Annotated in this window: 17 protein-coding genes; 6 read left to right on the top strand and 11 right to left on the bottom strand. The window is 73.8% G+C overall.

Annotated features, from left to right (window positions below; translation table 11 throughout):
- The first annotated feature begins 265 nt into the window (after nucleotides 1–265).
- From AB6L24_RS35295 to AB6L24_RS35285, 3 genes are all read left to right on the top strand, one after another.
- The gene (locus AB6L24_RS35295) at nucleotides 266–2,176 is read left to right on the top strand and encodes an amidohydrolase (RefSeq protein ID WP_405662254.1); all 1,911 of its coding nucleotides are present in this window, start codon (nucleotides 266–268) and stop codon (nucleotides 2,174–2,176) included.
- 166 nt (nucleotides 2,177–2,342) lie between these two features.
- A complete protein-coding gene (locus tag AB6L24_RS35290) occupies nucleotides 2,343–3,872 on the top strand; it encodes a UDP-N-acetylglucosamine 1-carboxyvinyltransferase (RefSeq protein ID WP_380860597.1) in 1,530 nt (509 codons plus the stop codon).
- A 68-nt stretch (nucleotides 3,873–3,940) separates the two neighbouring features.
- Nucleotides 3,941–5,398, top strand: coding sequence for a hypothetical protein (locus AB6L24_RS35285; protein WP_405662251.1), 1,458 nt, complete (start codon nucleotides 3,941–3,943; stop codon nucleotides 5,396–5,398).
- 32 nt (nucleotides 5,399–5,430) lie between these two features.
- Here the strand turns inward: AB6L24_RS35285 and AB6L24_RS35280 are convergent, their stop codons facing one another.
- From AB6L24_RS35280 to AB6L24_RS35270, 3 genes are all read right to left on the bottom strand, one after another.
- Nucleotides 5,431–6,267, bottom strand: coding sequence for an alpha/beta fold hydrolase (locus AB6L24_RS35280; protein ID WP_405662249.1), 837 nt, complete (start codon nucleotides 6,265–6,267; stop codon nucleotides 5,431–5,433).
- On the bottom strand, nucleotides 6,267–6,665 hold the full coding sequence (locus AB6L24_RS35275) for a RidA family protein (RefSeq protein WP_405662247.1): 399 nt from the start codon (nucleotides 6,663–6,665) through the stop codon (nucleotides 6,267–6,269). Before AB6L24_RS35275 ends, AB6L24_RS35280 begins: the two co-directional genes overlap by 1 nt.
- Before the next feature lie 73 nt (nucleotides 6,666–6,738).
- Nucleotides 6,739–7,902, bottom strand: a complete 1,164-nt coding sequence (locus tag AB6L24_RS35270) for an acyl-CoA dehydrogenase family protein (RefSeq protein ID WP_405662245.1) — start codon at nucleotides 7,900–7,902, stop codon at nucleotides 6,739–6,741.
- A 126-nt stretch (nucleotides 7,903–8,028) separates the two neighbouring features.
- On the opposite strand from AB6L24_RS35270, the gene AB6L24_RS35265 reads away from it, so the two are divergent.
- Nucleotides 8,029–9,687, top strand: a complete 1,659-nt coding sequence (locus AB6L24_RS35265) for an AMP-binding protein (RefSeq protein ID WP_405662243.1) — start codon at nucleotides 8,029–8,031, stop codon at nucleotides 9,685–9,687.
- 9 nt (nucleotides 9,688–9,696) lie between these two features.
- Complete coding sequence (locus tag AB6L24_RS35260) at nucleotides 9,697–10,515, top strand: PaaX family transcriptional regulator C-terminal domain-containing protein (protein ID WP_405662241.1); 819 nt, start codon at nucleotides 9,697–9,699, stop codon at nucleotides 10,513–10,515.
- A gap of 184 nt (nucleotides 10,516–10,699) precedes the next feature.
- Here AB6L24_RS35260 and AB6L24_RS35255 read toward each other — a convergent pair whose 3' ends face one another.
- Both AB6L24_RS35255 and AB6L24_RS35250 read right to left on the bottom strand, forming a co-directional pair.
- Nucleotides 10,700–13,108, bottom strand: coding sequence for a bifunctional salicylyl-CoA 5-hydroxylase/oxidoreductase (locus AB6L24_RS35255; RefSeq protein ID WP_405662239.1), 2,409 nt, complete (start codon nucleotides 13,106–13,108; stop codon nucleotides 10,700–10,702).
- Nucleotides 13,109–13,137: 29 nt separating this feature from the next.
- The gene (locus AB6L24_RS35250) at nucleotides 13,138–13,965 is read right to left on the bottom strand and encodes an enoyl-CoA hydratase family protein (RefSeq protein ID WP_405662236.1); all 828 of its coding nucleotides are present in this window, start codon (nucleotides 13,963–13,965) and stop codon (nucleotides 13,138–13,140) included.
- A 325-nt stretch (nucleotides 13,966–14,290) separates the two neighbouring features.
- On the opposite strand from AB6L24_RS35250, the gene AB6L24_RS35245 reads away from it, so the two are divergent.
- Nucleotides 14,291–14,716, top strand: coding sequence for an ATP-binding protein (locus AB6L24_RS35245; protein WP_030357254.1), 426 nt, complete (start codon nucleotides 14,291–14,293; stop codon nucleotides 14,714–14,716).
- Between the two features lie 27 nt (nucleotides 14,717–14,743).
- Here the strand turns inward: AB6L24_RS35245 and argF are convergent, their stop codons facing one another.
- The 6 genes from argF to AB6L24_RS35215 form a co-directional block, all read right to left on the bottom strand.
- Nucleotides 14,744–15,754 (bottom strand): ornithine carbamoyltransferase, encoded by a 1,011-nt coding sequence (gene argF, locus AB6L24_RS35240; protein ID WP_405662234.1) that lies wholly within the window; start codon nucleotides 15,752–15,754, stop codon nucleotides 14,744–14,746.
- Nucleotides 15,755–15,872: 118 nt separating this feature from the next.
- Nucleotides 15,873–17,099 (bottom strand): arginine deiminase, encoded by a 1,227-nt coding sequence (locus tag AB6L24_RS35235; RefSeq protein ID WP_405662231.1) that lies wholly within the window; start codon nucleotides 17,097–17,099, stop codon nucleotides 15,873–15,875.
- Nucleotides 17,100–17,201: 102 nt separating this feature from the next.
- Complete coding sequence (locus tag AB6L24_RS35230) at nucleotides 17,202–19,820, bottom strand: polynucleotide kinase-phosphatase (protein WP_405662229.1); 2,619 nt, start codon at nucleotides 19,818–19,820, stop codon at nucleotides 17,202–17,204.
- Nucleotides 19,817–21,310, bottom strand: coding sequence for a 3' terminal RNA ribose 2'-O-methyltransferase Hen1 (locus AB6L24_RS35225; RefSeq protein WP_405662227.1), 1,494 nt, complete (start codon nucleotides 21,308–21,310; stop codon nucleotides 19,817–19,819). The genes AB6L24_RS35230 and AB6L24_RS35225 overlap by 4 nt, the downstream gene beginning before the upstream one ends.
- 359 nt (nucleotides 21,311–21,669) lie before the next feature.
- Complete coding sequence (locus AB6L24_RS35220; protein WP_405662224.1) at nucleotides 21,670–22,674, bottom strand: 2-dehydropantoate 2-reductase; 1,005 nt, start codon at nucleotides 22,672–22,674, stop codon at nucleotides 21,670–21,672.
- 242 nt (nucleotides 22,675–22,916) lie between these two features.
- Nucleotides 22,917–25,163, bottom strand: coding sequence for an MMPL family transporter (locus tag AB6L24_RS35215; protein WP_405662222.1), 2,247 nt, complete (start codon nucleotides 25,161–25,163; stop codon nucleotides 22,917–22,919).
- Nucleotides 25,164–25,361 lie beyond the last annotated feature (198 nt).

Raw genomic sequence — 25,361 nt, 5'->3', positions numbered from 1 at the left:
CGGACGGGGGCCGTGAGGGAGGGGTGCGGAATTCGTTGTCCGGGGTGGGTTCTGGTTAACGGGTTACTCACCGAACGTGCGGTCACTGCCCCGTCGACGTATGCGCCTTGGAGTGCCCATGTCTGCCGAAGCCGCCGAGCCGTCCGCATCGCCCGCGCCGAAGGCGCCGTCCTCGCCGTCGGTGCCGCCCGCGTTGTCAGCGCCGCCAGCGCCGTCCGTACCGCCCGCGTTGTCAGCGCCGCCAGCGCCGTCCGTACCGCCCGCGTTGTCAGCGCCGCCAGCGCCGCCAGCGCCCTCCTCGCCCGTCGCGCGGCGCAGCCTGCTCGCCGCCGCCGGTGCCGCCGGCGCCGCCGGGCTCGTCGCCGCGGCCGGTGTCCCCGCCGCCGCCTCGGGCGCCGCATCGGCCGGGCGCGGGGCCCGCCACCGTGCCGCGCTAGTCGTGCACAACGCCCGCGTGTTCACCGGCGTGCGCGGCTCCGGGCCCGCGCGGGCGGTCGCCGTCGGGCGGGACGGGCGGATCCTCGCCGTGGGGTCGGACGCCGAGGTGCGGCGGTTCGCCGGGCGGGACACCGAGGTCGTCGACGGGCGCGGCGGGAGCCTGCTCAGCGGGATCCATGACGGGCACGCCCACCCGACGGACGCGGCCGCGCGCTCGCTCCGGCCGTCGCTCGACGGGGCCGAGCAGACCGTGGCGGAGCTGCAGCAGACCCTCACCGGGTTCCTGAAGGAGACCTCGGGCGAGGGCGGGGGCGGCGAGCCCGACGGATGGCTCGTCGTGGAGGACTGGAACCCCGTGGGGCTGCTCCCGCGCGGCACCGCCCCGCACCACTCGATGCTCGACGCCCTGCCCACCCGCCGCCCCGTCGCCCTGCGCGGCGCCGACGGCCACAACATGTGGGTCAACCAGCGCGCCCTGGACATCGCGAAGATCACCGCCGCCACGCCGGACCCCGTCGGCGGCAAGATCGTGAAGGGCGCCGACGGCAAGCCCACCGGCGTGCTCAAGGACGACGCGCAGGACCTGGTGTCCCGGCACATCCCCGAGCCCGACGAGGCCGCGCTCGTGGCCGCGGCCGCGAAGGTGTTCGCCGAGGCGGCGGCGTCGGGGATCACCACGTTCATGGAGGCGGTGACGGGTGAGGACGAGCTGGCCCTGTACCGGGCGCTCGCCGCCGCGGGCAAGCTGCCGCAGCGGGTCGTGCCCGCGCTCCGGCTCACCTCCGAGCAGGCCAAGGACCCGCGCGCCTCGGTTGCGTACGCGAAGAAGCTGCGCGACGAGTTCGACGGGGTGCCCGGGCTGCGGTTCGGGACCGTCAAGGTGTTCCTCGACGGCGTCATCGAGTACCCGGCGCAGACCGCCGCGCTCCTGAAGCCCTATCTGGACAAGGACGGCAGGCCCACCGACCACCGCGGCGACCTGTATGTGACGGCCGCCGACCTCGGCCGCCTCACCGCCGTACTCAACACCGAGGGCTGGCAACTGCACGCGCACGCCATCGGCGACCGGGCCGTGCGCACCGCCCTCGACGGATACGCGTACGCCCTGCGCCGCACCGGCCGCCGTGACGTCCGCAACACCATCGCGCACCTCCAGCTCGTCGACCCGGCCGATCTGCCCCGGTTCGCCGAACTCGGCGTCGTCGCCTGTATGCAGCTGCAATGGGCGACGCGGAACGCCTGGACGGTGGACGCGCTGCTCCCCTATCTCGGCGCGGCCCGGCACCGCTGGCTGTACCCGGCGCGCAGCCTGCAGGCGCACGGCGCGCACCTCTCGGGTGGCTCCGACTGGCCCGTCGACCCGCTCCAGGTGTGGAACCAGGTCCGCACGGCCGTCGACCGGCGCGGCACGGACGCCGAGGGAGAGGGCGACCTCTACCGCGCCAAGGAGGGCATCAGCCGGACGTCGTCGCTGCTCACGCACACCCTCGGCAGCGCGCGGCAGCTCCGCATGGCGCATCTCACCGGGACCGTCGAGTGCGGCAAGCAGGCGGATCTGGTGCTGCTCGACCGCGATGTGACGCGGTGTCCGGTGGCCGAGATCAGCGGCGCCGAGGTGCGTCTCACGCTGAGCGGGGGCAGAGTGGTGCACGACGGCGAGTCGCCGTCGGGGCGCGCTGCCGCCGCTCGGGTGACGCGGGCGGCGGGGCGGCCCCGGGTGACCTGCGGCTGCGGCTGAGCGCGGGGCGGCGAGCCGGGCCCCTGGTGCGGCCCGGCTCAACTCCCGGGCGCCGGGCGGCTCCCGCGGGCGCGAGCGGGGCCGCGCGCTCCGTTCGGAACCGGTCACTCCACCAATGGCCCACCCCAGCGCGTACGCCATCTCATATCTGAGATAGCCTGCACCCATGGCAGACGACTACCTCGTACGCATCGGCAAGCTCATTCGTGACGCCCGGCAGCACCGTGGCTGGACTCAGGCGCAGTTGGCCGAGGCGCTCAACACCAGCCAGAGCGCCGTCAACCGCATCGAGCGGGGCAACCAGAACATCAGCCTTGAGATGATCGCCCGTATCGGCGAGGCGCTCGACAGTGAGATCGTCTCGCTCGGCTACGCCGGTCCGATGCATCTGCGGGTCGTCGGCGGCCGTCGCCTCTCGGGCTCCATCGACGTCAAGACGAGCAAGAACGCCTGCGTCGCCCTGCTGTGCGCGTCGCTCCTGAACAAGGGCCGCACGGTGCTGCGCCGCGTCGCCCGCATCGAGGAGGTCTACCGCCTCCTCGAGGTCCTCAACTCCATCGGCGTGCGCACCCGTTGGATCAACGACGGCGTCGACCTGGAGATCGTGCCGCCCGCGAAGCTCGACATGGACGCCATCGACGCGGAGGCCGCCCGCCGCACCCGCTCGATCATCATGTTCCTGGGCCCGCTCCTGCACCGCATGGACCACTTCAAGCTGCCCTACGCCGGCGGCTGCGACCTCGGCACCCGCACGATCGAGCCCCACATGATCGCGCTGCGCCGCTTCGGCCTGGACATCGCCGCGACCGAGGGTCTCTACCACGCGGAGGTCGCCCGCGACGTCACGCCCGACCGCCCGATCGTCCTGACCGAGCGCGGCGACACGGTGACGGAGAACGCCCTCCTCGCCGCCGCCCGCAGCGCCGGCACGACCGTCATCCGCAACGCCTCCTCCAACTACATGGTCCAGGACCTGTGCTTCTTCCTGGAGGCGCTCGGCGTCAAGGTCGAGGGCATCGGCACGACGACGCTGACCGTGCACGGCGTGCCGACCATCGACGTGGACGTGGACTACTCGCCGTCCGAGGACCCGGTCGAGGCGATGAGCCTGCTGGCCGCGGCCGTCGTCACCGAGTCCGAACTGACCGTCAAGCGGGTGCCGATCGAGTTCCTGGAGATCGAGCTCGCGGTCCTGGAGGAGATGGGCCTCGACCACGACCGGTCGCCGGAGTACGCGGCGGACAACGGCCGCACCCGCCTCATCGACCTCACCGTGCGCCCCTCCAAGCTGGAGGCGCCCATCGACAAGATCCACCCGATGCCCTTCCCGGGGCTCAACATCGACAACGTCCCCTTCTTCGCGGCCATCGCGGCGGCGGCCCAGGGCAAGACCCTCATCCACGACTGGGTCTACGACAACCGCGCGATCTACCTGACGGACCTCAACCGCCTGGGCGGCCGCCTCCAGCTGCTCGACCCGCACCGCGTCCTGGTCGAGGGCCCGACGCGCTGGCGCGCCGCCGAGATGATGTGCCCGCCCGCGCTGCGGCCCGCCGTGGTCGTGCTGCTCGCGATGATGGCGGCCGAGGGCACGTCGGTGCTCCGCAATGTGTACGTGATCAACCGCGGCTACGAGGAGCTGGCGGAGCGGCTGAACTCGGTCGGCGCGCAGATCGAGACGTTCCGGGACATCTGAGGCGTCCTGACCGGTCGTTACCGGCCGTCGCTGGAGTCCGGGCGGGTCCCGGTGTGAAGGTGTGCCCCATGCCTTCTGCCGCCGTGACCCGCCCGTTCGCCGTCTGTGCCGCACTCGTCCTGCTCGCGGGGTGCGGCTCCGGCGGCTCCGACGGTGACGGGTCCGGCAGGTCCGGCCGGGGCGCGTCCGCTTCGCGGGCCCCGGACGTCGTGCCGACCGAGAGCCGTCCGCCCGCACCCGGGCGTGGCTCCGGCGACCCGGACGACATCAACGGCGACGGCCACCGCGATCTCCTGCTGCCGGTGGCGGGTCCCGACCCCCGGAAGACCGGCGGCGCGCCGTCCCACCTCGCGGTGGTCTTCGGCACCAGGCGCGGCCTCGATCCGACGATCCGCAGCGTGTACTCGGCGCGCGAGCTCGGCCTGCCCGACGTCGAGTCCCCGGCGACCGGGGCGCTGCTCCCGCAGACCACCGTCGACCTGGACGACGACGGCTTCCCCGACTTCCTCAGCCGGGGCAGCGAGGCGGTGCCCGAAGAGGAGCGCGTCCGCAACGGATCGGTGCTGCGCAGGATCGAGTACGTGACGTGGGGCGGCCCCGGCGGACCCCGGCGCACCGGCGCCGCGACCCGGCTCCCGCTGCCCGCGCCGGACGCGGTGGAGGGCTACGAGGAGACGGTGCGCGGCGACTTCGACGGCGACGGGCGCCATGACCTGGCGGGGCTGCGGGCCGACGGCACGGCCGTGGTGCTGCTGTTCGGCCCGTTCACGCGCGCGGGCGCGGCGGCGCGCACGGAGCGGCTCCCCCTGTCCCGGGCGGGCGCGACGTCGTACGGCAAGCTGTACGCGGACGAACTGCCCACCGGGGGCAAGCCCCGCACCACCGGCCTGTTCCTGCACTACGGCAACGACGGCGAGCAGTCCGCGGGCGAGTACTTCGCCGCCCGCCCCGGTGGCGGCCTCGCCACCACGAGCCGCCTCGTGCGCAAGGGGAACGGCCACGCCTTCGGGGACTTCGACGGGGACGGCACCCGTGACCTGGCCGTCGGCGACGACGGCGAACGCAACGACGAGCCCAACGCCTCGAAGGAGTCGGCCGACGTCCACGGCAGTTACGCCGTCTACCCGGGCGGCGACGGCGCCGTGCGCACCTACCTGCCGCCCGAGGGCGCCCGCATGGGCGCGTACACGGCCGTCGACCCCGACGGCGACGGCCGCGACACGCTGCTGCGCGACGCGCCGCGGAACCCTGTCCTCATCGACGGCGACCGGCGCCTCGGGCACCTGGTCCGCAGGCCGCCCGCCCGTGTCGACGGCACGCGCATCCCCGCGTCCAGCGGCACGCAGCAGGTGCACGCCGCCGCCGACTTCGACGGGGACGGCAAGGACGAGGTGGTCCTGTCCTGGACGTCGACGAGGCTGCACGACGCCTTTGGCACGGCGCCGACGCACTGGTGGGTCACGGACGGTGTGAGCGGGAAGGACGACGCGGCGTTCTCCTCGCGGAGGTTCGCACGGCGGGAGTGAGGTCGGGGTGGGCCGGACGCCGTCCGGCCCCCTCAGCTCTCGTCCACGAACTCGCGGATCGCGTCGGCCAGGCCGTCCGGGCGGTCGAGGGGGATCAGTGTGCCGCAGTCGTCCAGTTCCACGAGGCGGCCCTTGGGCAGGAGTGTGGTGAGTCTGCGGGCGTGTTCGGGGGGCATCATGCGGTCCTGTCTGCCCCAGACGACCAGGGCGGGGCGGTCGTAGACGCGCAGGCCCTCGACGGCCGCCATCATGTCGGTCCTGGTGACGGACCGGAGGTAGTCGACCAGGACGCGGCGCGCGGCGGGGTTCTTGCGCAGGGGTTCGATCCAGTGGTCGATCAGGTCGTGCGGGACGGGGCGGTGGGCCATGACGGCGTACCCGGTGCCGGGCACGCGTCGCAGGGGGCGGACGGCGAGGACGTGCGCGAGCAGGGCGATGCCGCCGGGGACCTTCGACGCCACGTCGAGGAGCTTGCCGCCCGCGCCCGGCGGATAGTTGTCGAAGGCCTCGCAGCCCGCGATCACCAGGCGGCCCACGCGCTCGGGCCGCTCCGTGACCAGTTGCTGGAGCCGGCCGCCGTCGTTCTCGACGAACACCGTCTCGTCGCCGAGCGCGAGGGCGTCCGCGAACTCGCCGACGAGCAGCGCCATCGTGCGCGGCGTGAGCGCGGCGCCCGGCTTCAGCGGCAGGCGATGGCTGCCGTACGGGAGGGTCGGCACCAGGCAGCGGAAGGCGGCGCCGAGCCGGTCGACGACGTGCCGCCACACCGTGCCGTCCTGGGCGGGCCCGTGCACTAGGACGACGGGCACGCCGTCACCGCCGCTGTCCTCGTACGCGATCGGGCCCACGCCGAGTTCGACCTGCGGCATCAGTCGACCACCGCGATCCCGTCCAGCTCCACCAGGCACTCCTCGTCCCACAGCCGCACCGCGCCGATCACCGCCATCGCGGGGTAGTCGCGGCCCGCCAACCGCTTCCAGATCCGGCCGAGTTCGGGGGCGTGGGCGCGGTAGTCGGCGACGTCGGTGGCGTACACCGTGACGCGGGCGAGGTCGGCCGGGGTGCCGCCCGCGGCGGTGAGGGCGGCCAGGAGGTTGGTGAGGGCCAGCTCGAACTGGGTGGGCAGGCTGCCGCCGACGGGCTTGCCGTCGGTGTCGAGGGCGGTCTGGCCGGCGAGGAAGACGAGACGACCGCCGGTGGCGACGACGGCGTGCGAGAAGCCGGTGGGCGGGGAGAGGTCGGCGGGGTTGAGTCGGTCGAGGCTCATGCGGTGGTGCGCTCCTTCGTGGTCACGTGCGCTGGAGTTGCCGCTGCCGCGTTCGGTGCCGCGGTCCCGGACGCTACCCCTGCCCCCGGGCCGCCGGGTCGGCGGCCCCCGCTCCCGCCGCCCGCCCGCCGTACAACTCCTTGGCGATGACGGCTCGTTGGACCTCGCTCGCGCCCTCGTAGATGCGCGGGGCCCGCACCTCGCGGTACAGGTGCTCCAGGAGGTGGCCGTGGCGCAGGGCGCGGGCGCCGTGCAGCTGGACGGCGGTGTCGACGACGAACTGGGCGGTCTCCGTGGCGAACAGCTTCGCCATGGCCGCGCGCCCCGCGATGTCCGGCTCGTCGCGGTCGTACGCCGCCGCGGCCGCGTACACGAGCAGGCGGGCCGCCTCCGTGCGCGTCGCCATCTCGGCCACCTGGTGGGACACCGCCTGCAGGTCCTTCAGTTTGCCGCCGAAGGCGTCCCGCCCCGCGGTGTGCGCGAGGGTGGCGTCGAGGGCGGCCTGGGCCATGCCGACGGCGAACGCGCCGACGCTGGGCCGGAAGCGGTTGAGGGTGGTCATGGCCACGCGGAAGCCGCGGTCGCGGTCGCCGAGGGCGTCGTCGGCGCCGACGCGGACGCCGTCGAAGGCGAGCGTGCCGATGGGGTGCGGCGAGAGCATCGCGAGGGGGGCGCCGGTCAGGCCCGCGCGGTCGGCGGGGACGAGGAAGGCGGTGACGCCGCGGGCGCCCGCGTCCGGGGTCGTGCGGGCGAAGACGGTGTAGAAGTCGGCCTCGGGGGCGTTCGAGATCCAGGACTTCTCGCCGGTCAGACGCCAGCCCCCGGATCCGTCGGGCTCGGCGGCCAGGGCGAGGGCGGCCGCGTCGGAGCCCGCGCCGGGCTCGGAGAGGGCGAAGGCGGCGACGGCACGGCCCGCGCGCACGGGCGGCAGCCAGCGCTCGCGCTGCGCGGGGGAGCCGTACGCGTGCACGGGGTGGGCGCCGAGGCCCTGGAGGGCGAGGGCGGTCTCGGCCTCCGTGCAGCCGCGGGCCAGGGACTCCCGCAGCAGGCACAGGTCGAGCGCCCCGGAGTCGAACAGGGCGTCCAGGAGCCCCAGTTCGCCCAGCTCCTGGACCAGGGGGCGGTTCACCCGGCCGGGGTCCCCCTTGTCGGCGAGGGGGAGCAGCCGCTCGGCGGTGAGCTCCCGCAGCCGTTCACACCGGGCGATCTCTTCCGGATTGAGCGAGAATGCGGTCATCCCGGTCCTCTCCCCTCGCGCGCCGCTCCATCGCGTTTATCGCGCACCGTTGACTGTCGTCACCATCACGATACGCTCGTCTGGCTGGCGCACCACTACGCCCGACCGGCAAAGGGGCGAGGCACCATGGAGACATCCGGCCACGTCGACACGTTCGCGCGGGACCACCTGCCGCCCCGCGAGCAGTGGCCCGCGCTGGTCCGCGACCGGCCCGAGCTGCACTATCCGGACCGCCTCAACTGCGGCACGGAACTGCTCGACCGCTCGGCCCTGCGGCACGGCACGGACCGCCCCGCGTTCCGGACGGCCGACGGCGCCGTCTGGACGTACGGACGGCTCCAGGAGCAGGTCGACCGGATCGCGCACGTCCTCACCGACGAGCTCGGGGTGGTCCCCGGCAACCGCGTGCTGCTGCGCGGCGCCACCACGCCGTGGCTCGCCGCGTGCTGGCTCGCGGTGATGAAGGCGGGCGGGGTCGCGGTGACCGTCCTCGCCCAGCAGCGCACCCAGGAGCTGGCCACGATCTGCGAGATCGCGCAGGTCTCGCACGCCCTGTGCGACGCCCGCGCGGTCGACGACCTGACGAAGGCCGGGGTGCCGGGCCTCGCCGTGACGACGTACGGCGGCGAGGGCCCCGACGACCTCGTCGCCCGCGCGGCGGCCCGCCCCCCGGCCGCGTACGCCGCCGTGGACACCGCCGCCGACGACGTGGCCCTGATCGCGTTCACCTCCGGCACCACGGGCCGCCCCAAGGGCTGTATGCACTTCCACCGGGACGTGCTCGCCATCGCGGACACCTTCGCGCGCCACGTCCTCAAGGCGGGGCCCGACGACGTGTTCGCGGGCAGCCCCCCGCTGGGCTTCACGTTCGGCCTCGGCGGCCTGGTCGTGTTCCCGCTGCGGGTCGGCGCCTCGTCCCTGCTCCTGGAACAGGCGGGCCCGCGCCAGCTCCTGCCCGCGATCGCGGAACACGGCGTGAGCGTGCTGTTCACGGCGCCGACGGCGTACCGGGCGATGCTGGACGAGCTGCCCGCGCCCGCGCCGGACGAGACCGCGGAGCGGTCCCCCGCGCCTCCCGCGGCCCTCGCCTCCCTGCGCCGCTGCGTGTCCGCGGGCGAGAACCTGCCGGCCGCGACCTGGCAGGCCTGGTACGAACGCACGGGCCTGCGCATCATCAACGGCATCGGCGCGACGGAACTCCTGCACATCTTCATCTCCGCCGCCGACGAGGCGATCCGCCCCGGCACCACGGGGCTGCCCGTGCCCGGGTGGCACGCGCGCGTGGTCGACGAGGCGGGCGTGCCCGTGCCGGACGGCGAACCGGGGCTCCTCGCGGTCCGCGGCCCGGTCGGCTGCCGCTATCTGGCCGACCCCCGGCAGCGGGAGTACGTGCGCCACGGCTGGAACGTCACCGGCGACACCTACATCCGCGACAGCGACGGCTACTTCCGGTACGTCGCCCGCGCGGACGACATGATCATCTCGGCCGGGTTCAACATCGCGGGCCCGGAGGTCGAGGAGGCGCTCCTGCGCCACCCGGACGTGGTGGAGACGGCGGTCGTGGGCCGTCCCGACGAGCGGCGCGGGCAGGTGGTCGTGGCGTACGTGGTGCTGCGCGCCGGGGCGGTCGCCGACGCGGAGCGGCTGCGGGAGTTCGTGAAGGCGGAGCTGGTGCCGTACAAGTGCCCGCGGGAGCTGGTGTTCCTGGAGACGCTGCCGCGCACGGCGACGGGGAAGCTCCAGCGCTTCCGGCTCCGCGAGCCCGGGCCGGGGTCCGGGGCCTAGAGTGATCACGTGTCCGAGCAGCACACTCCCAGGTCCCTGATCGTCACGTTCTACGGGGCGCACGGCCGGGCCGCGTCCGGCCCCGTGGCCGTGGCCGAACTGGTACGGCTCCTCGCGCCCGTGGGCGTGGACGCGCCGTCCGTGCGGTCCTCCGTGTCCCGTCTGAAGCGGCGCGGGCTGCTGCTGCCCGCGCGCACCGCCACCGGGGCGGCGGGGTACGCCCTCTCCCCCGACGCCCGGCAGCTCCTGGAGGACGGCGACCGCCGCATCTACTGGCCGTGGGCCGATCGGCGTGCGGACGAGGGGGGCTGGGTGCTCGCCGTGTTCTCCGTGCCGGAGGCCGAGCGCAGCAAGCGGCACGTGTTGCGGTCGCGGCTCGCCGGGCTCGGGTTCGGCAGCGCCGCGCCCGGCGTGTGGATCGCCCCCGCCCACCATCACGCGGAGACCCGGCACACCCTCGAACGGCTGCAACTCGCCCCGTACGTCGAGCTGTTCCGCGGCGAGCACCTCGGCTTCGCGCCGACCGCCGAGGCGGTGGGGCGGTGGTGGGATCTCGCCTCTCTCGCCAAGCAGCACGAGGCGTTCCTCGACCGGCACGAACCCGTCCTGCGCGCCTGGCAGTCCCGCCCGGACACGCCCCCCGAACAGGCCTACCGCGACCACCTCCTCGCCCTCGACTCCTGGCGCCACCTCCCCTACGCCGATCCCGGCCTCCCCGCGCACCTCCTGCCGGAGGACTGGCCCGGTCGGCGCTCGGCGGAGGTGTTCCGGGCCCTGGACGAACGCCTCGGGGAGGCGGGGAGGGGGTTTGTGGCGGGGGTGGGTTGAGGGTGCGGGGCCTCGCGGGGCGCCCCAGTCCCGCCCCTTCTCCGAAACCGGGGGCTGCGCCCCCTGGACCCCCCTGATCGGCGCTCCGCGCCTCGTCCTCAATCGCCGGACGGGCTAGAGACAGCCCCTCCGGCGTTTGAGGAGTGGGGGTCTGGGGGCGGAGCCCACGGCAAGGCCCGCACCCTCAACCCCCCAGCGACAACCGCGGCTTCGGCGCGTCCGTGCGGCCCGTCTGGGGGCGGCGGCTGCCCGCGCGGTAGGGGGCGGGCCAGGGGGCGCCGGGGCCGGAGTAGGACTGTTCGGCGGCGGCGTGGAGGGTCCAGTGGGGGTCGTAGAGGTGAGGGCGGGCGAGGGCGCAGAGGTCGGTGCGGCCCGCGAGGAGGAGGGAGTTGACGTCGTCCCAGGAGGAGATGGCGCCGACGGCGACGACGGGGACACCGGTCTCGTTGCGGATGCGGTCGGCGAAGGGCGTCTGGTAGGAGCGCCCGTAGGCGGGCCGCTCGTCGGCGACGACCTGCCCGGTGGACACGTCGACGGCGTCGGCCCCGTGCGCGGCGAACGCGCGGGCGACGGCGACGGCGTCGTCGGCGGTGTTGCCGCCGTCGGCCCAGTCGGTCGCGGAGATGCGGACGGTCATGGGCCGGTCGGCGGGCCACACGTCGCGGACGGAGTCGAAGACTTCGAGGGGGAAGCGGAGGCGGGCCTCGAGGGAACCTCCGTAGGCGTCGGTGCGGTGGTTGGTGAGGGGGGAGAGGAAGCTGGAGAGGAGGTAGCCGTGGGCGCAGTGGAGTTCGAGGAGGTCGAAGCCACAGGCGGCGGCGCGCCGGGCGGCGGCGGTGAACTCCTCGCGGATGGCGGGGAGTTCGGAAACGGACAGGGCGTGGGGGGTCTGGTTCGCGGGGGTGTACGGGAGGGGTGAGGGGGCGACGAGCGGCCAGTTGCCGGTGGGCAGGGGCTCGTCGATGCCGTCCCACATCAGCTTCGTGGAGCCCTTGCGGCCGGAGTGCCCGAGCTGGACGCCGAGGGCGGTGCCGGGCGCCTGGGTGTGGGCGAAGTCGACGATGCGGGTCCAGGCGGCGGCCTGTTCGTCGGTGTAGAGCCCGGCGCAGCCGGGGGTGATGCGGCCCCGCTCGCTCACGCAGACCATCTCGGTCATGACGAGACCGGCCCCGCCGAGCGCCCGCGCGCCCAGGTGGACGAGGTGGAAGTCGCCGGGCACGCCGTCCTCGGCGGAGTACATGTCCATGGGGGACACGACGACGCGGTTGCGGAGTTCGAGGCCGCGCAAGCGGAACGGCGTGAACATCGGCGGCGTACCGGGCGGGCACCCGAAGTCCCGCTCGACGGCCTCGGTGAAGCCGGCGTCGCGCAGCCGCAGGTTGTCGTGGGTGACGCGGCGGCTGCGGGTGAGCAGGTTGAAGGCGAACTGCAGCGGCGGCTGGCCGAGGTACGTCGGCAGTTCCTCGAACCACTGCAGGCTGGCGAGGGCGGCGCGCTGCGTGGACTCGACGACGGGGCGGCGCTCGGTCTCGTACGCGGCGAGTGCGGCGGGGATGTCGGGCTGCTCCTGGAGGTTCGCGGCGAGCGCGAGGGCGTCCTCGACGGCGAGCTTGGTGCCGGAGCCGATGGAGAAGTGCGCGGTGTGGGCGGCGTCGCCGAGCAGGACGGTGTTGCCGTGCGACCAGTGGGCGTTGACGACGGTGCGGAAGGTGAGCCAGGAGGAGTTGTTGGAGCGCAGCGGGCGGCCGCCGAGGGCGTCGGCGAAGAGCTTGGCGCAGCGTTCGACGGACGCGGCCGCGTCGAGGTCGGCGAACCCGGCGGCCTCCCACACCTCTTCGCGCATCTCGACGATGACGGTGGACGCGCCGGGGGCGGTGGCCGTCGCGGCCTCGTAGGGGTAGCCGTGCAGCTGCATCACGCCGTGCTCGGTCTCGGCGATCTCGAAGCGGAAGGCGTCGAAGGCGAAGTCGGCGGCGAGCCAGATGTAGCGGCAGCGGTGGCTGGTGAGGGTGGGGCGGAAGGCCTCGGGGTGCGTCTCGCGGGTGAGGCTGTGCACGCCGTCCGCGGCGATCACCAGGTCGTACGCGGTGGCGAGGGTGGCCGCGGGCGGGGCCTCGGTACGGAAGCGGAGGTCCACGCCGAGGTCGCGGCAGCGCTCGTGCAGGATCGCGAGCAGCGCGCGCCGCCCGAGCGCGGCGAAGCCGTGGCCGCCGGAGGTGTGGCGGGTGCCGCCGCGCACGATGTCGATGTCGTCCCAGCGGACGAACTCCTCCTGCAGCGCCGCGTACACGACCGGGTCGGCGTGCTCGATGCCGCCGAGGGTCTCGTCGGACAGCACGACGCCGAAGCCGAAGGTGTCGTCCGGCGCGTTCCGCTCCCAGACGGTGACCTCGCGGTCCGGGTCGAGCCGCTTGAGCAGGGCGGCGGCGTAGAGGCCACCGGGGCCGCCGCCGATCACGGCGATTTTTGCTGGCGTGGGCGCCTTGGCCGGGTGTTCCCCCTCGGGTGAGACGGGCCTCTCCCGATCGCGCTGCGCGCTCGTCCTCAAACTCCCCCAAGCTCTCGACTTCGCTCGAGCAGGGGGTACCCCCATGACGGGCTCATTCCCCGCCACCGTCGTCGTCACCGTCCCTGCCACTTCGGCGTCCGCTTCTCCGTGAACGCCGCGTGGAACTCGGCGTAGTCCTCGCCGTTCATCAGCAGGGCCTGGGTCGCCGCGTCCATCTCGACGGCGGCCGCGAGGGGCATGTCCAGCTCGGCGGTGAGCAGGGCCTTCGTCTGGGCGTACGCGAGGGCGGGGCCCTCGGCCAGACGGCGGGCCAGGGCCGCCGCGGCCTCCGCCGCCTTTCCCTCGTCCGTCAGCTCGCTGATGAGGCCGATGCGCTCGGCCTCGGGGGCCCGCACCGGCTCCCCCAGCATCAGCAGGCGCGTGGCGTGGCCGAGGCCGACGACGCGCGGCAGCAGATACGCCGCGCCCATGTCGCCGCCGGAGAGCCCCACCTTGGTGAACAGGAACGAGAACCGCGCCGACGGGTCGGCGACCCGGAAGTCCGCGGCGAGCGCGAGCACCGCGCCCGCGCCCGCGGCCACCCCGTGCACGGCGGCGACCACCGGGAACGGGCATTCGCGCAGGGCCCGCACGACCTGGCCCGTCATGCGGTTGAAGTCGAGGAGCTGCGCGGTGTCCATGGCGAGGGTCGCGCCGATGATCTCGTCCACGTCGCCGCCGGAGCAGAAGCCGCGGCCCTCGCCGCCGAGGACGAGGGCCCGCACGGACCGCTCCCGGGACAGCTCGGCGAGCAGGTCGCGCAGGTCGGCGTAGGCGCCGAAGGTGAGGGCGTTCAGCTTCTCGGGGCGGGCGAGCGTGACGGTGGCGACGCCGTCGTCGACGGTGAGGCACAGATGCCGCCACTCGGGGGTGCGTGCGGTGGAGCCGGTGAAGGGACTCATGACGTGCGGCCTCCTGGGTCGAGGGCGGCGGGGGCCGGTGCGCGGGCCTTGGCCGGGGCGCGGTCGGCGCGCCGGGGCGCGGTCTCGCTCCCTCTCGAAGTTATCACTCGTCCATGACTGTCGTCACGAGTACGCGATACGGGGAGACGGGGGTGCGCACATCATTCCCGGTCGCAGAGGCGTAAGTCCCGCCATGTCCTGGCATCGGGCCGCGAACCGGCCGACGATCGCCCCTGTCGCCACTCGGCTTAGGATTCGTACGGTTGACAGCAGGACCGCACAGGGCCCCCTGCCCGGGACCACCTGCTCGCCGAACGGACCCGCCTTGCCCGAACCGCACGCTCCCGCCTCCTGGCGCATCGGACTGCCGCACACCACGGCGGCCGTGCCGATCGCGCGCGCCCTGGTCCGTACGGCCCTCGTCGACATCGGCTCCACCGCGGACACCGACACCGCGGAGCTCCTGACCGCCGAGCTGGTCGCCAACGCCGTGGAGCACGCACCGGGGCACGACCCGATAGAGCTGGTCATCGAGCTGCTGCCGACCAGCTGCCAGGTCGAGGTGCGCGACTCCAGCCCGGTCCCGCCGGGCGACCTCACCGACCCGTCGCCGGACGACGAGCCCGACCCCTGGCAGGAGCACGGCCGCGGCCTGCTCCTCATCCGCACGCTCAGCTCGTCCTGCGGGCACCGGCCCACGGAGTCCGGCAAGGCCGTGTGGTTCACGCTGCGGGCACCGGCCGACCACTGAGGCGCGGGCCCCGGCGCTCCCGCGGCCTCAGGCGAGGGTCGCCACCAGGACCGCCTTGATCGTGTGCATCCGGTTCTCCGCCTCGTCGAAGACCACCGAGTGCGCCGACTCGAAGACCTCGTCGGTGACCTCCAGCGAGTCCCGCCCGTGCCGCTCGGCCACCTCGCGCCCGACCTGTGTCGCCAGGTCGTGGAAGGCGGGCAGGCAGTGCAGGAACTTCACGTCGGCGTTGCCGGTGGCGCGCAGGACGTCCATCGTGACCGCGTACGGACCGAGGGCGGCGATGCGCTCGTCCCAGACCTCGGCGGGCTCCCCCATCGACACCCACACGTCGGTGGCGACGAAGTCGGCGCCCGCGACGCCCTCGGCGACGTCCTCGGTGAGCGCGATCCGCGCCCCGGTGGACTCGGCGAGCTGCCGCGCCCGGGCCACGACGTCCGCCGCGGGCCAGTACGCCCGGGGCGCCACGATCCGGACGTCCATGCCGAGCAGGGCGCCGGTGACCAGGTAGGAGTTGCCCATGTTCAGACGGGCGTCGCCGAGGTAGGCGAGGGTGATCCGGTCAAAGGGCTTGGCGCAGTGCTCGGTCATCGTCAGGACGTCGGCGAGCATCTGGGTGGGGTGCCAGGCGTCGGTCAGACCGTTGTAGACGGGCACGCCCGCGTGGGCGGCCAGGGTCTCGACGGTGTCCTGGGCGTCGCCGCGGAACTGGATGGCGTCGTACATCCGGCCGAGGACGCGGGCGGTGTCCTTGACGGACTCCTTCTTGCCGATGTGCGCCCCGGAGGGGTCGATGTACGTCGTGGCGGCGCCCTGGTCGGCGGCGGCCACCTCGAAGGAGCAGCGGGTCCTCGTGGACGCCTTCTCGAAGATCAGCGCGATGTTCCTGCCGGTCAGGCGCCGGGTCTCGGCGCCCGCCCGCTTGGCGGCCTTCAGCTCCGCGGCCAGGGCGAGCAGGCCGCGGAACTCGTCGGCGGTGAAGTCCAGCTCCTTGAGGAAGTGGCGGCCGGTGAGGTCGGTCGTGGCTGTCGTCGCCATGGGGCGCTCCTGGGGTACGCGTGCGTCGGGGCGGGCGGGGACCCTTGAAAGTCTATACGATCTTTCACATTTATATGCAGGCCCCCGCCCGCCCCGTCCCGCTCGCTCCAGGGTGCGCCTAGCGGACCGGATCCCGCTCGACGGGACAGCTCATGCAGCGCGGGCCGCCCCGGCCCCGGCCCAGCTCGCTGCCGGGGATCTCTATCACCTCGATGCCCTGCTTGCGCAGATACGTGTTCGTGGTCGCGTTCCGCTCGTACGCCACGACGACGCCCGGCTCGACCGCGAGCACGTTGCAGCCGTCGTCCCACTGCTCGCGCTCGGCGGCGTGCACGTCCTGGGTGGCCGTGAGGACCCGGATGCCGCCGAGGCCGAGCGACGCGGCGATGGCGCGGTGCATGTGCTCCGGCGGGTGGTCGGTGACCTTCAGCTCGCGCTCGTCGACGCCCGGCTCGATGGTGTACGAGCGGAGCATGCCGAGGCCCGCGTACTGCGTGAACGTATCGCCGTCGACCATCGTCATGACCGTGTCCAGGTGCATGAAGGCGCGGCGCTTGGGCATGTCCAGGGCCACGATGGAGGTCGCGGAACCGGCGGCGAACAGCTTGTGCGCGAGCATCTCGACGGCCTGCGGCTTGGTGCGCTCGCTCATGCCGATGAGCACGGCGCCGTTGCCGAGGACCAGGACGTCGCCGCCCTCGATGGTGGAGGGATAGTCGGACTGGCCCTGCGACCAGAGGTGGAAGCCCTGGTTGTGGAAGAGCGGGTGGTGCTGGTAGATCGCCTCGAAGTGGACCGTCTCGCGCTGGCGCGCGGGCCAGCGCATGGCGTTGATGGACACGCCGTCGTAGATCCAGGCGGAGGTGTCGCGGGTGAACAGGTGGTTGGGCAGCGGGCCGAGCAGGAAGTCGTCCATGTCCATGCAGTGGAAGCGCACGGACGTCGGCTCCGGGTGCCGCTCCAGGTACTCCCGTTTGGTCATGCCGCCGATCAGGAACTCGGCGAGTTCCGCGGACGGCAGCGACTCGAAGCTCGCCCGCAGGTGGTCGGTGGCGAGCGGGCCGTACTCCTTCTCGTCGAAGACGCGGTCCAGGACGAGCAGCCGCGCGGCCGGCACGTCCAGCACCTCGGTGAGCAGATCACCGAAGAGGTGGACCGTCACTCCCCGGTCGCGCAGCACGTCGGCGAAGCCGTCGTGCTCCTGTCTTGCCCGCCGCACCCACAGCACGTCGTCGAACAGCAACGCGTCCTTGTTGGTCGGCGTGAGGCGCTTCAGCTCCAGGTCCGGACGGTGCAGGATCACGCTGCGCAGGCGCCCGGCCTCGGAGTCGACATGGAATCCCATGTCCCCATCCTCACCCCACCGGGACCGCGTCACGCGCACGACGGCACGTTTTGGACGTCCCGCCAGGCAGGACAGGGGCGCCCAAAACATGCCATACGCACCTCAGAGCCGCGGATCGACGGGTTCCGATTCCAGTGCGAGCACCGCGAACACCGCCTCGTGGACCCGCCACAGCGGCTCGCCCTCCGCGAGCCGGTCCAGCGCTTCGAGGCCGAGCGCGTACTCCCGGATCGCCAGGGAGCGCTTGTGGCCGAGGGTGCGGCCGCGCAGCTTCTCCAGGTTCTCAGGGCGGGTGTACTCCGGGCCGTAGACGATCCGCAGGTACTCCCGGCCCCGGCACTTGATGCCGGGCTGCACCAGACGCCCCTTGCCGTCGCGCACCAGCGCGCCGACCGGCTTGACGACCATGCCCTCGCCGCCGCGCCCGGTCATCTCCAGCCACCAGTCGACGCCCGCGCGCACGGAATCCGCGTCGCCGGTGTCGACGTACAGGCGCCGCGTGGTGCGCAGCAGGCCCGTCGTGTCGTGCTCCACCATCCGGTCGATCAGGGCCAGTTGCCGGTCGTGGGGCGTCGCGGCGAGGCTCCGGCCCTGGACGGCGAGGATCTGGAACGGCGCGAGGCGCACGCCGTCCAGGCCGTCGGTCGGCCAGCAGTAGCGGCGGTAGGCGTCGGTGAACGCGGCCGCGTCGGCGGCGCGTTCACGCTGCTTGCCGAGCAGGTCCCGGACGTCCACACCGCGGGCGACGGCCGCCTCCAGGGCGCCGAGCGCACCGGGGAAGACCGCGCCGGACGCGGCTCCCACCGCTGCGTACTGCGAGCGGAGCAGCCCCGACGCCTTCAGCGACCACGGCATCAGCTCCGCGTCGAGCAGCAGCCAGTCGGTGTCGAGCTCCGCCCAGAGCCCGGCGGCGTCGGCGGCGTCCCGCACCCGGCCGAGCACCTGCTCGGTGCGGTCGGGGTCGCCGAGGAACGGGCGGCCGGTGCGGGTGACGAGGGCGCCCGTCGGCCCTCCCCCGCTGCCTGCATCGGCGTGCGAGGCAGCCCCCACTCCGAACCGCTCGCGCGCCACGTCCGCGTTCCGGCACACCAGGGCCACCGCGCGGGAGCCCATGTGCTTCTCCTCGCACACGACCCGGGCGACGCCGTCGGCCGCGTACTGCGCGAACGCGTCCTCCGGGTGCTCCAGGTAGCCCTCCCGCCGTGAGGTGGCGGAGGGCGCCATCGTCGGCGGCAGGTACGGGAGCAGGCGCGGGTCGGCGGCGAAGCGGCTCATCACCTCGAGCGCGGCGGCGGCGTTCTCCTCGCGCACGGTGACGCGGCCGGCGTGCCGGGTCTCCACGGCGCGGCGGCCCCGCACGTCGCCGAGGTCGAGCGGGCGGCCGTCGTGGCCGCCGGGCGCGTCGGTGCGCAGCGGCCGCGTCGGCTCGTACCAGACGCGCTCCGCGGGTACGTCGACCAGCTCGCGCTCCGGCCAGCGCAGCGCGGTGAGCTTCCCGCCGAACACCGCGCCGGTGTCCAGGCAGATGGTGTTGTTCAGCCAGGTCGCCGTCGGCACCGGGGTGTGGCCGTAGACGACGGCCGCCTTGCCGCGGTAGTCCTCCGCCCAGGGGTAGCGCACGGGCAGGCCGAACTCGTCGGTCTCGCCGGTGGTGTCGCCGTACAGGGCGTGCGAGCGCACCCGGCCCGAGGTGCGGCCGTGGTACTTCTCCGGCAGGCCCGCGTGGCACACCACGAGCCTGCCGCCGTCGAGGACGTAGTGGCTGACGAGGCCGTCCACGAACTCCCGCACCCGGGCCCGGAATTCCGGGTCCCGCGCGTCCTCGGCCTCCAGCTGCGCGATGGTCTCGGCGAGGCCGTGGGTGTGCTGGACGCCGCGGCCCTTCAGATAGCGGCCGAGCTTGTTCTCGTGGTTGCCCGGTACGCACAGGGCGGTGCCGTCGGCGACCATGCCCATGACGCGGCGCAGGACGCCGGGGCTGTCCGGGCCGCGGTCGACGAGGTCGCCGACGAACACGGCGGTGCGGCCCTCGGGGTGCGCCCCGTCGGCGTATCCGAGCCTGCCGAGCAGCGTCTCCAGCTCGTTCGCGCAGCCGTGGATGTCGCCGATGATGTCGAAGGGACCGGTGAGGTGGGTGAGGTCGTTGAAGCGCCGCTCCGTGACGACCTCGGCGCCCTCGACCTCCGCGACGCCCCGCAGGACGTGCACCTTCCGGAAGCCCTCGCGCTCCAGGTGCCTGAGTGAGCGCCGCAGTTCGCGCTGGTGGCGCTGGATGACCCGGCGCGGCATCCCGGCCCGGTCGGCCCGCGCGGCGTTCCGCTCGGCGCAGACGTCCTCGGGCACGTCGAGGACGATGGCGACGGGCAGCACGTCGTGCCGCCGGGCCAGCTCGATGAGCTGCTTGCGGCTGTCCGACTGCACGCTGGTCGCGTCCACGACGGTGCGGCGGCCCGCGGCGAGCCGCTTGCCCGCGATGTAGTGCAGGACGTCGAAGGCGTCGCCGCTCGCGCCCTGGTCGTTCTCGTCGTCGGCGACGAGACCCCGGCAGAAGTCGCTGGACAGCACCTCGGTCGGCTTGAAGTGCCGCCGCGCGAAGGTGGACTTGCCCGCGCCGGACGCGCCGATGAGGACGACGAGGGAGAGGTCGGTGACGGGGAGGCGGCGGCCGCCGGGGGTGGTGCTGCCGGTGGTGTGGTCGGTGCCGGTGGTGTGGTCGGTCATGCCGCCTTCGCCTCCTTCGTGTCGCTGTCGTTCTGGAACCGGGTGAACACCGCCATCTGCGTCGGCGGGCCCACCTCGGGGTCGTCGGGGCCGACGGGCACGAACTCGACGGTGTACCCGTGCTGGTGGGTGACCCTCTCGGCCCAGGCCCGGAACTCCGCGCGGGTCCACTCGAAGCGGTGGTCGCCGTGCCGGACGTGTCCTGCGGGCAGGGACTCCCAGCGGACGTTGTACTCGACGTTCGGCGTGGTCACGAGCACCGTGCGGGGCCGCGCCGAGCCGAAGACGGCGTACTCCAGGGCGGAGAGACGCTCCGGGTCGACGTGCTCCACGACCTCGCAGAGCACCGCCGCGTCGTACCCCTTCAGACGCTTGTCGGTGTACGCCAGCGAGCCCTGGAGGAGTGTCACGCGCTCGGCCTGGCGCTGACCCATGCGGTCCAGCTTGAGCCGCCGCGACGCGACGGTGAGCGCGCGCATCGACACGTCGACGCCCACGATCTCCGTGTACCGCACGTCCTTGAGCAGCGCCTGTATCAACTGGCCCTGGCCGCAGCCGAGGTCGAGGACACGCGCGGCGCCCGCCGCGCCGAGTGCGGCGAGGATCGCGTCCCTGCGCTGCTCGGCGAGCGGGGCGGGCTTGTCCTCCGCGTCCGGCCCCTCGTCCTCGGCGACGGCGTTGTCGATCTCCTCGACGTCCGTGTCGTCGGCGTCGGCGAGCCGCGCCAGTTCGAGCCGCTCCATGGCCTCGCGCGTCAGCGACCAGCGGCGCGCCAGATAGCGGCTGGTGATCAGCTTCTGCTCGGGGTGGCCCGCGAGCCAGCCCTCCCCCGCGCGCAGCAGCTTGTCGACCTCGTCGGCCGAGACCCAGTAGTGCTTGGCGTCGTCGAGCACCGGAAGCAGCACGTACAGGTGGCGCAGGGCCTCGCTGAGCGTCAGCCTGCCGTCCGGCACTTCCAGTACGAGGCGTACGTACCGCGAGTCGCCCCACTCCGGGAAGCGCTCGTCGAGCGGCACCGGATCGGCGCTCACCGTCCAGCCCAGCGGCTCGAACAGCGCCCGGACCAGGCGGGCCCCGCCGCGCGCGGGCAGCGCGGGCACCTCGGCGCGCAGCGGCAGCGGCTCGGCCGCCCGCTCGGGCAGGGACTTGCAGGCGCCGCGCAGGGCGCTGGAGAACACCGTGCTCAGGGCGACGGCGAACAGCGAGGACGCGGCGTACGGACGGTCGTTGACGTACTGCGCGAGAGCCGCGTCCGCGGCGCCGCCCCGGCCCTTGGTGGCTCCCCTGACGCGCCGTGCGAGCGCCACCGGGTCCACTTCGAGCAGGAGCGCGGCCGTGCAGCACTCCGCCGTCGCCTCGGGGTAGAAGACGTGCGCCTGCCCGTAGGACGTGGAGAACGCCTGCGCCTTGCCGGGATGCTTGTGCAGCAGGAACCCGAGGTCGGTCGCGGGGCGTTCCGGAGTGCCGGTGGTGCTGATCGTCAAGAACATGGGTATGCCTCGATAGGGATCTGGGCCATGGGTTCGACGGGCCGTCCGAGCCGTGGGCTCGCCGGACCGTCCGCGTGTGGTGACGTGCTGGGGTCACGTGTCGGGGTGTCTGTCGCACGGCGCGTCGGCCCGACCGTTCCGCGTCGGCCGACCGCGCGTGCGCGAAGGGGTGGCAGATCATGCCCCCTGCGGGCCGGGCGCGTCTCGCGTCGCGGCCTGCTCCTCAACCCCCCGTATCTGTCGCGTGCGCCGCGGCGCGGACCTCTCGCCGCGCACCGCCCTCTTCCCGGCGCACCTGCACAAACGTACAGCGAAGCCCTCGGACGCACGCGTGAATTTCCGCGCGGCCGCCGCCCCGTTCAGCGTGCCGCGCGCAGCTCGGCGTACAGCTCGGGGCCCGTCCACGTGCGCGGCGCGGACTCCGCCTCGTGCACGAGGGCGACCAGGCGGGCGTTCACGGGGGCGCGCCGGCCGTGGGTGCGGGCCAGGTCGACGATCTCGCCCTGAAGGGATTCGACCTCCGTGGGGCGGCCGCACTTCAGGTCCTCCCACATCGAGGAGCGCGCGTGGGCGTCGGTCCGCAGGGACGCCGCGGCCACCCGGCGGAAGACGGCGTCGGGGAGCCCGAGGACGAACGGGACGGCGCCGGGCGCGATGGGGCCGAGGCGGGCGGGCGCGACCCCGGCGGCGCGGTAGGCGGCGAGGGCCTCGCGCTGGCACAGGGCGAGGCAGCCGCGGTAGGCGCGCAGGCCGAGCTGGTCGCGCAGCGGGAGGCCGGACAGGGCGTTGACGGCGTTGTTGAGGTTCATCAGGAGCTTGGAGTGCAGCACTTCGGACATGTCGGTACGGGCCTCGATGTCCAGGCCCGCCTCGTGGAAGGCGGCGAGGAGCGCGTCGTCGGGCTCCGCCATGAGGCGTCCCGGCATGCCCTGGTGCACGGTGCCCGGCTCGGACCGCAGCACGTTGTACGGCACCATCCCGGCGAGGACGGTGCGGCCGGGGAGCGCGGCACGCAGGGCGGTGGGGTTCCGCAGTCCGTTCTGGAAGCTCACGACGGTGGCGTCGGGGGCGAGATGGGCGGCGAGGCCCGTGGCGGCGGCCTCGGTGTCGGCGCTCTTCACGGTGACGAGGACGTGGTCGGCGCCCGCCGCCGCCTCGGGCCCGGTGGCCAGCGTCAGCCGGTCCGGCGGAAGGTGCACGGGCGGGCGGGTCGAGCTGGTGAGGGTGAGTCCCCGCTCGGCCAGGGTCGCCATGGCGGCGGACCGGCCGACGAAGGTCACGTCGTGCCCGGCGGCGACGAGGTGGCCACCGAGGTGACAGCCGATGCTGCCGGCACCGAGGACGGCGAAGCGGGGCCTGGGCATGGGCGGCTCCTGGGGGCACGGCGGGCGGGCAGGCGGGGCGGGCGGCGTCGGGTCGGCCAGGGACAGCCTGGACCAGGACGCACGGGCTTACCAGCCCCGGGCTCGCGCAGGGTTGCGCGGAGGCCGCGCGTCGCGCCGCCCCGGGGAGCGGGCGAGGGCGCCGGTCGCCCGGCCCCGGCGGGAGCATCACCCACCACCCCGGCGAGGGGGTGGGTGCCGCGCCCGGCCCCGCCCCCTCCCGCTCAGCTCCGTCCGCTGTAGTCGTGCGCGGGCCGACGGTCCGACTGGTCCGGCTGCTCCGGCAGCGGCGGCACCGGCTCGGCGCGCGCCAACTTCTCGCCCTCGATGTCGACATGGGGCAGGATCCGGTCGAGCCACCCGGGCAGGGACCAGGCGCGCTTGCCGAGGAGCGCGAGGGCGGCGGGCACGATCGTCATGCGGACGACGAACGCGTCGAAGGCGACGGCGACCGCGAGACCGAATCCGAGGGCCTTGATCATGGCGTCGTCGGAGCCGACGAACCCGGCGAAGACCGTGATCATGATGAGGGCCGCGACGGTGACGACGGTCGCGCTGTGCCGGAACCCGTCCGCCACCGCCGTCCGCGCGTCGGCGCCGTGGACGTACGCCTCCCGCATCCGGGTCACCAGGAACACCTGGTAGTCCATGGCGAGGCCGAAGACGATGCCGACCATCAGGATGGGCATCAGGCTCATGAGGGGGCCGGTCTGCTCCAGGCCGATCAGGTCCTTCAGCCAGCCCCACTGGAACACCGCGACGATCGCGCCGAGCGAGGCGAGGACCGACAGCAGGAAGCCGAGGGCGGCCTTCAGGGGCACCAGGACCGAACGGAACACCAGGATCAGCACGAGGACCGCGAGCCCGACGACGAGCGCCAGGTAGGGCACGATCGCCTTGCTGAACTTGTCGGAGACGTCGATGTTGAGCGCCGTCGTGCCGGTCACCAGGGCACGGGCGCCCGAGTCGGCCCCCATGCGGTCGGCCAGGGAGCGGATGTCGCCCACGAGATCCTTCGTGGCGTCGCTGCCCGGCGCGCTCTTGGGCACGACCGTGATGAGGGCGGTGTCGCCCGCCTTGTTGAAGACGGCCGGGGTCACGGCGGCCACGTCGCCCAGGTCCTTGAGGGACGTGCCCAGCTCCGCGGCTCCGGTACGGGCGACGGCCGGATCCTCGTTGTCGACGGTCACCGTGAGCGGCCCGTTGAAGCCGGGGCCGAACGACTGCGACAGCATGTCGTACGCCTTGCGCTGGGTGGAGGAGGCGGACTTGGAGCCGTCGTCCGGAAGACCGAGTTCGAGCCGCGTGGCGGGCAGGGCGATCACGCCGAGCGCGAGGACGGCCAGGACCAGGACCTTCGCGGGCTTGCGGAGGACGTACGCGATCCAGCGGTGCGCGAGGCCGGTCTTGGGGGAGGCCGCACGGGCGGGGAGGAACCGGCGGACGAACCGCCCGCGGCCCCTGCCGACCACCCGCTCACCGGCGAAGCCCAGCAGCGCGGGCATCAGCGTGACGGCGACGAGCACGGCGACGGCGACCGCGCCCGCGGCGGCCAGGCCCATCGCGGTCAGGATGGACAGGTTCACGACGGCCAGGCCCGCGAGGGCGATCACGACCGTGAGGCCGGCGAAGACGACGGCCGATCCGGCGGTGCCATTGGCGCGGGCGGCGGCTTCCTCGGCGTCGTACCCGGCGGCGCGCTCGGAGCGGTAGCGGGACACGATGAACAGGGCGTAGTCGATGCCGACGGCGATGCCGAGCATGGTGGCCAGGACCGAGGCGTTGCTGTTCAGCTCGAAGGGACCGCTGAGCGCCGTGATGGCGGTCATGCTCACGGCCACGCCGACCAGCGCGGTCACCAGCGGCAGGCCCGCGGCGACCAGGGAGCCGAAGGTGATCAGGAGGATGACGGCGGCCAGAGCGAAGCCGATCACCTCCGCCGTGTGGCTCTCCTCGGGGGGCTGCAGCGCGTTCCCTGACGCCTCCACCGTCAGCCCGCGGTCCCGGCCCGACTCCAACGCCTCGTCGAGCCCGGTGTGGTCACGGTCCGTCAGCTCCGTGTCCGGCACGCTGTACGTGACCTGGGAGTAGGCGGTGGTGCCGTTCCCGCTGACCGCCTTCGCCGCGAACGGGTCGCTGACCTTGGCGATGTGCGCGGAGGACTTCCGCACGTCGGCCAGGGTCGCCTTGAGCGCCGCTCTGTTGTCGGCGCTGTCGATCTTCTCCCCGGCGGGCGCCCGCAGGACGACGCGGGCGTTGGCGCCGTCGGCGTTGGCGGCCGGGAACTGCTTCTCCAGGAGGTCGTTGGCGCGCTGTGCCTCCGTGCCGGGGAGGGTGACGTTGGTCGTCTGCGGACCCGAGCCGTTGGCGGCGGCGACGCCCACGGCACCGAGGACGAGCGCCCAGAGAAGGACGACCAGCCAACGTCGTCGGAAGGCGGTCCGGCCGATGCGGTGCAGGAAGGTGGCCATGAGGGGGTGCGATCACTCTCTGTCTGTCGGTGCGGGCGGGCGGGCCGTGCGGCGGTGCGGTGCCCCCGAACCCGGTCCCGGACGTGCGGGCGGCGGCCGGGCCCCGGGGGAAGGTCGCCGGCCGCCGTGGTCACCAGGGTTCCGCCGGGCGGGGGTCCGTTCCGTCGGCCGTGCGTACCCTTCGCGCTCCGGACTGTC

Origin of the sequence: Streptomyces sp. RK9, assembly GCF_045070545.1 — a bacterium.
Taxonomy (GTDB): domain Bacteria; phylum Actinomycetota; class Actinomycetes; order Streptomycetales; family Streptomycetaceae; genus Streptomyces; species Streptomyces alboflavus.
The sequence above is the reverse complement of the archived record's forward strand: the minus strand, read 5'-3'. Positions and strand labels throughout refer to the sequence as shown.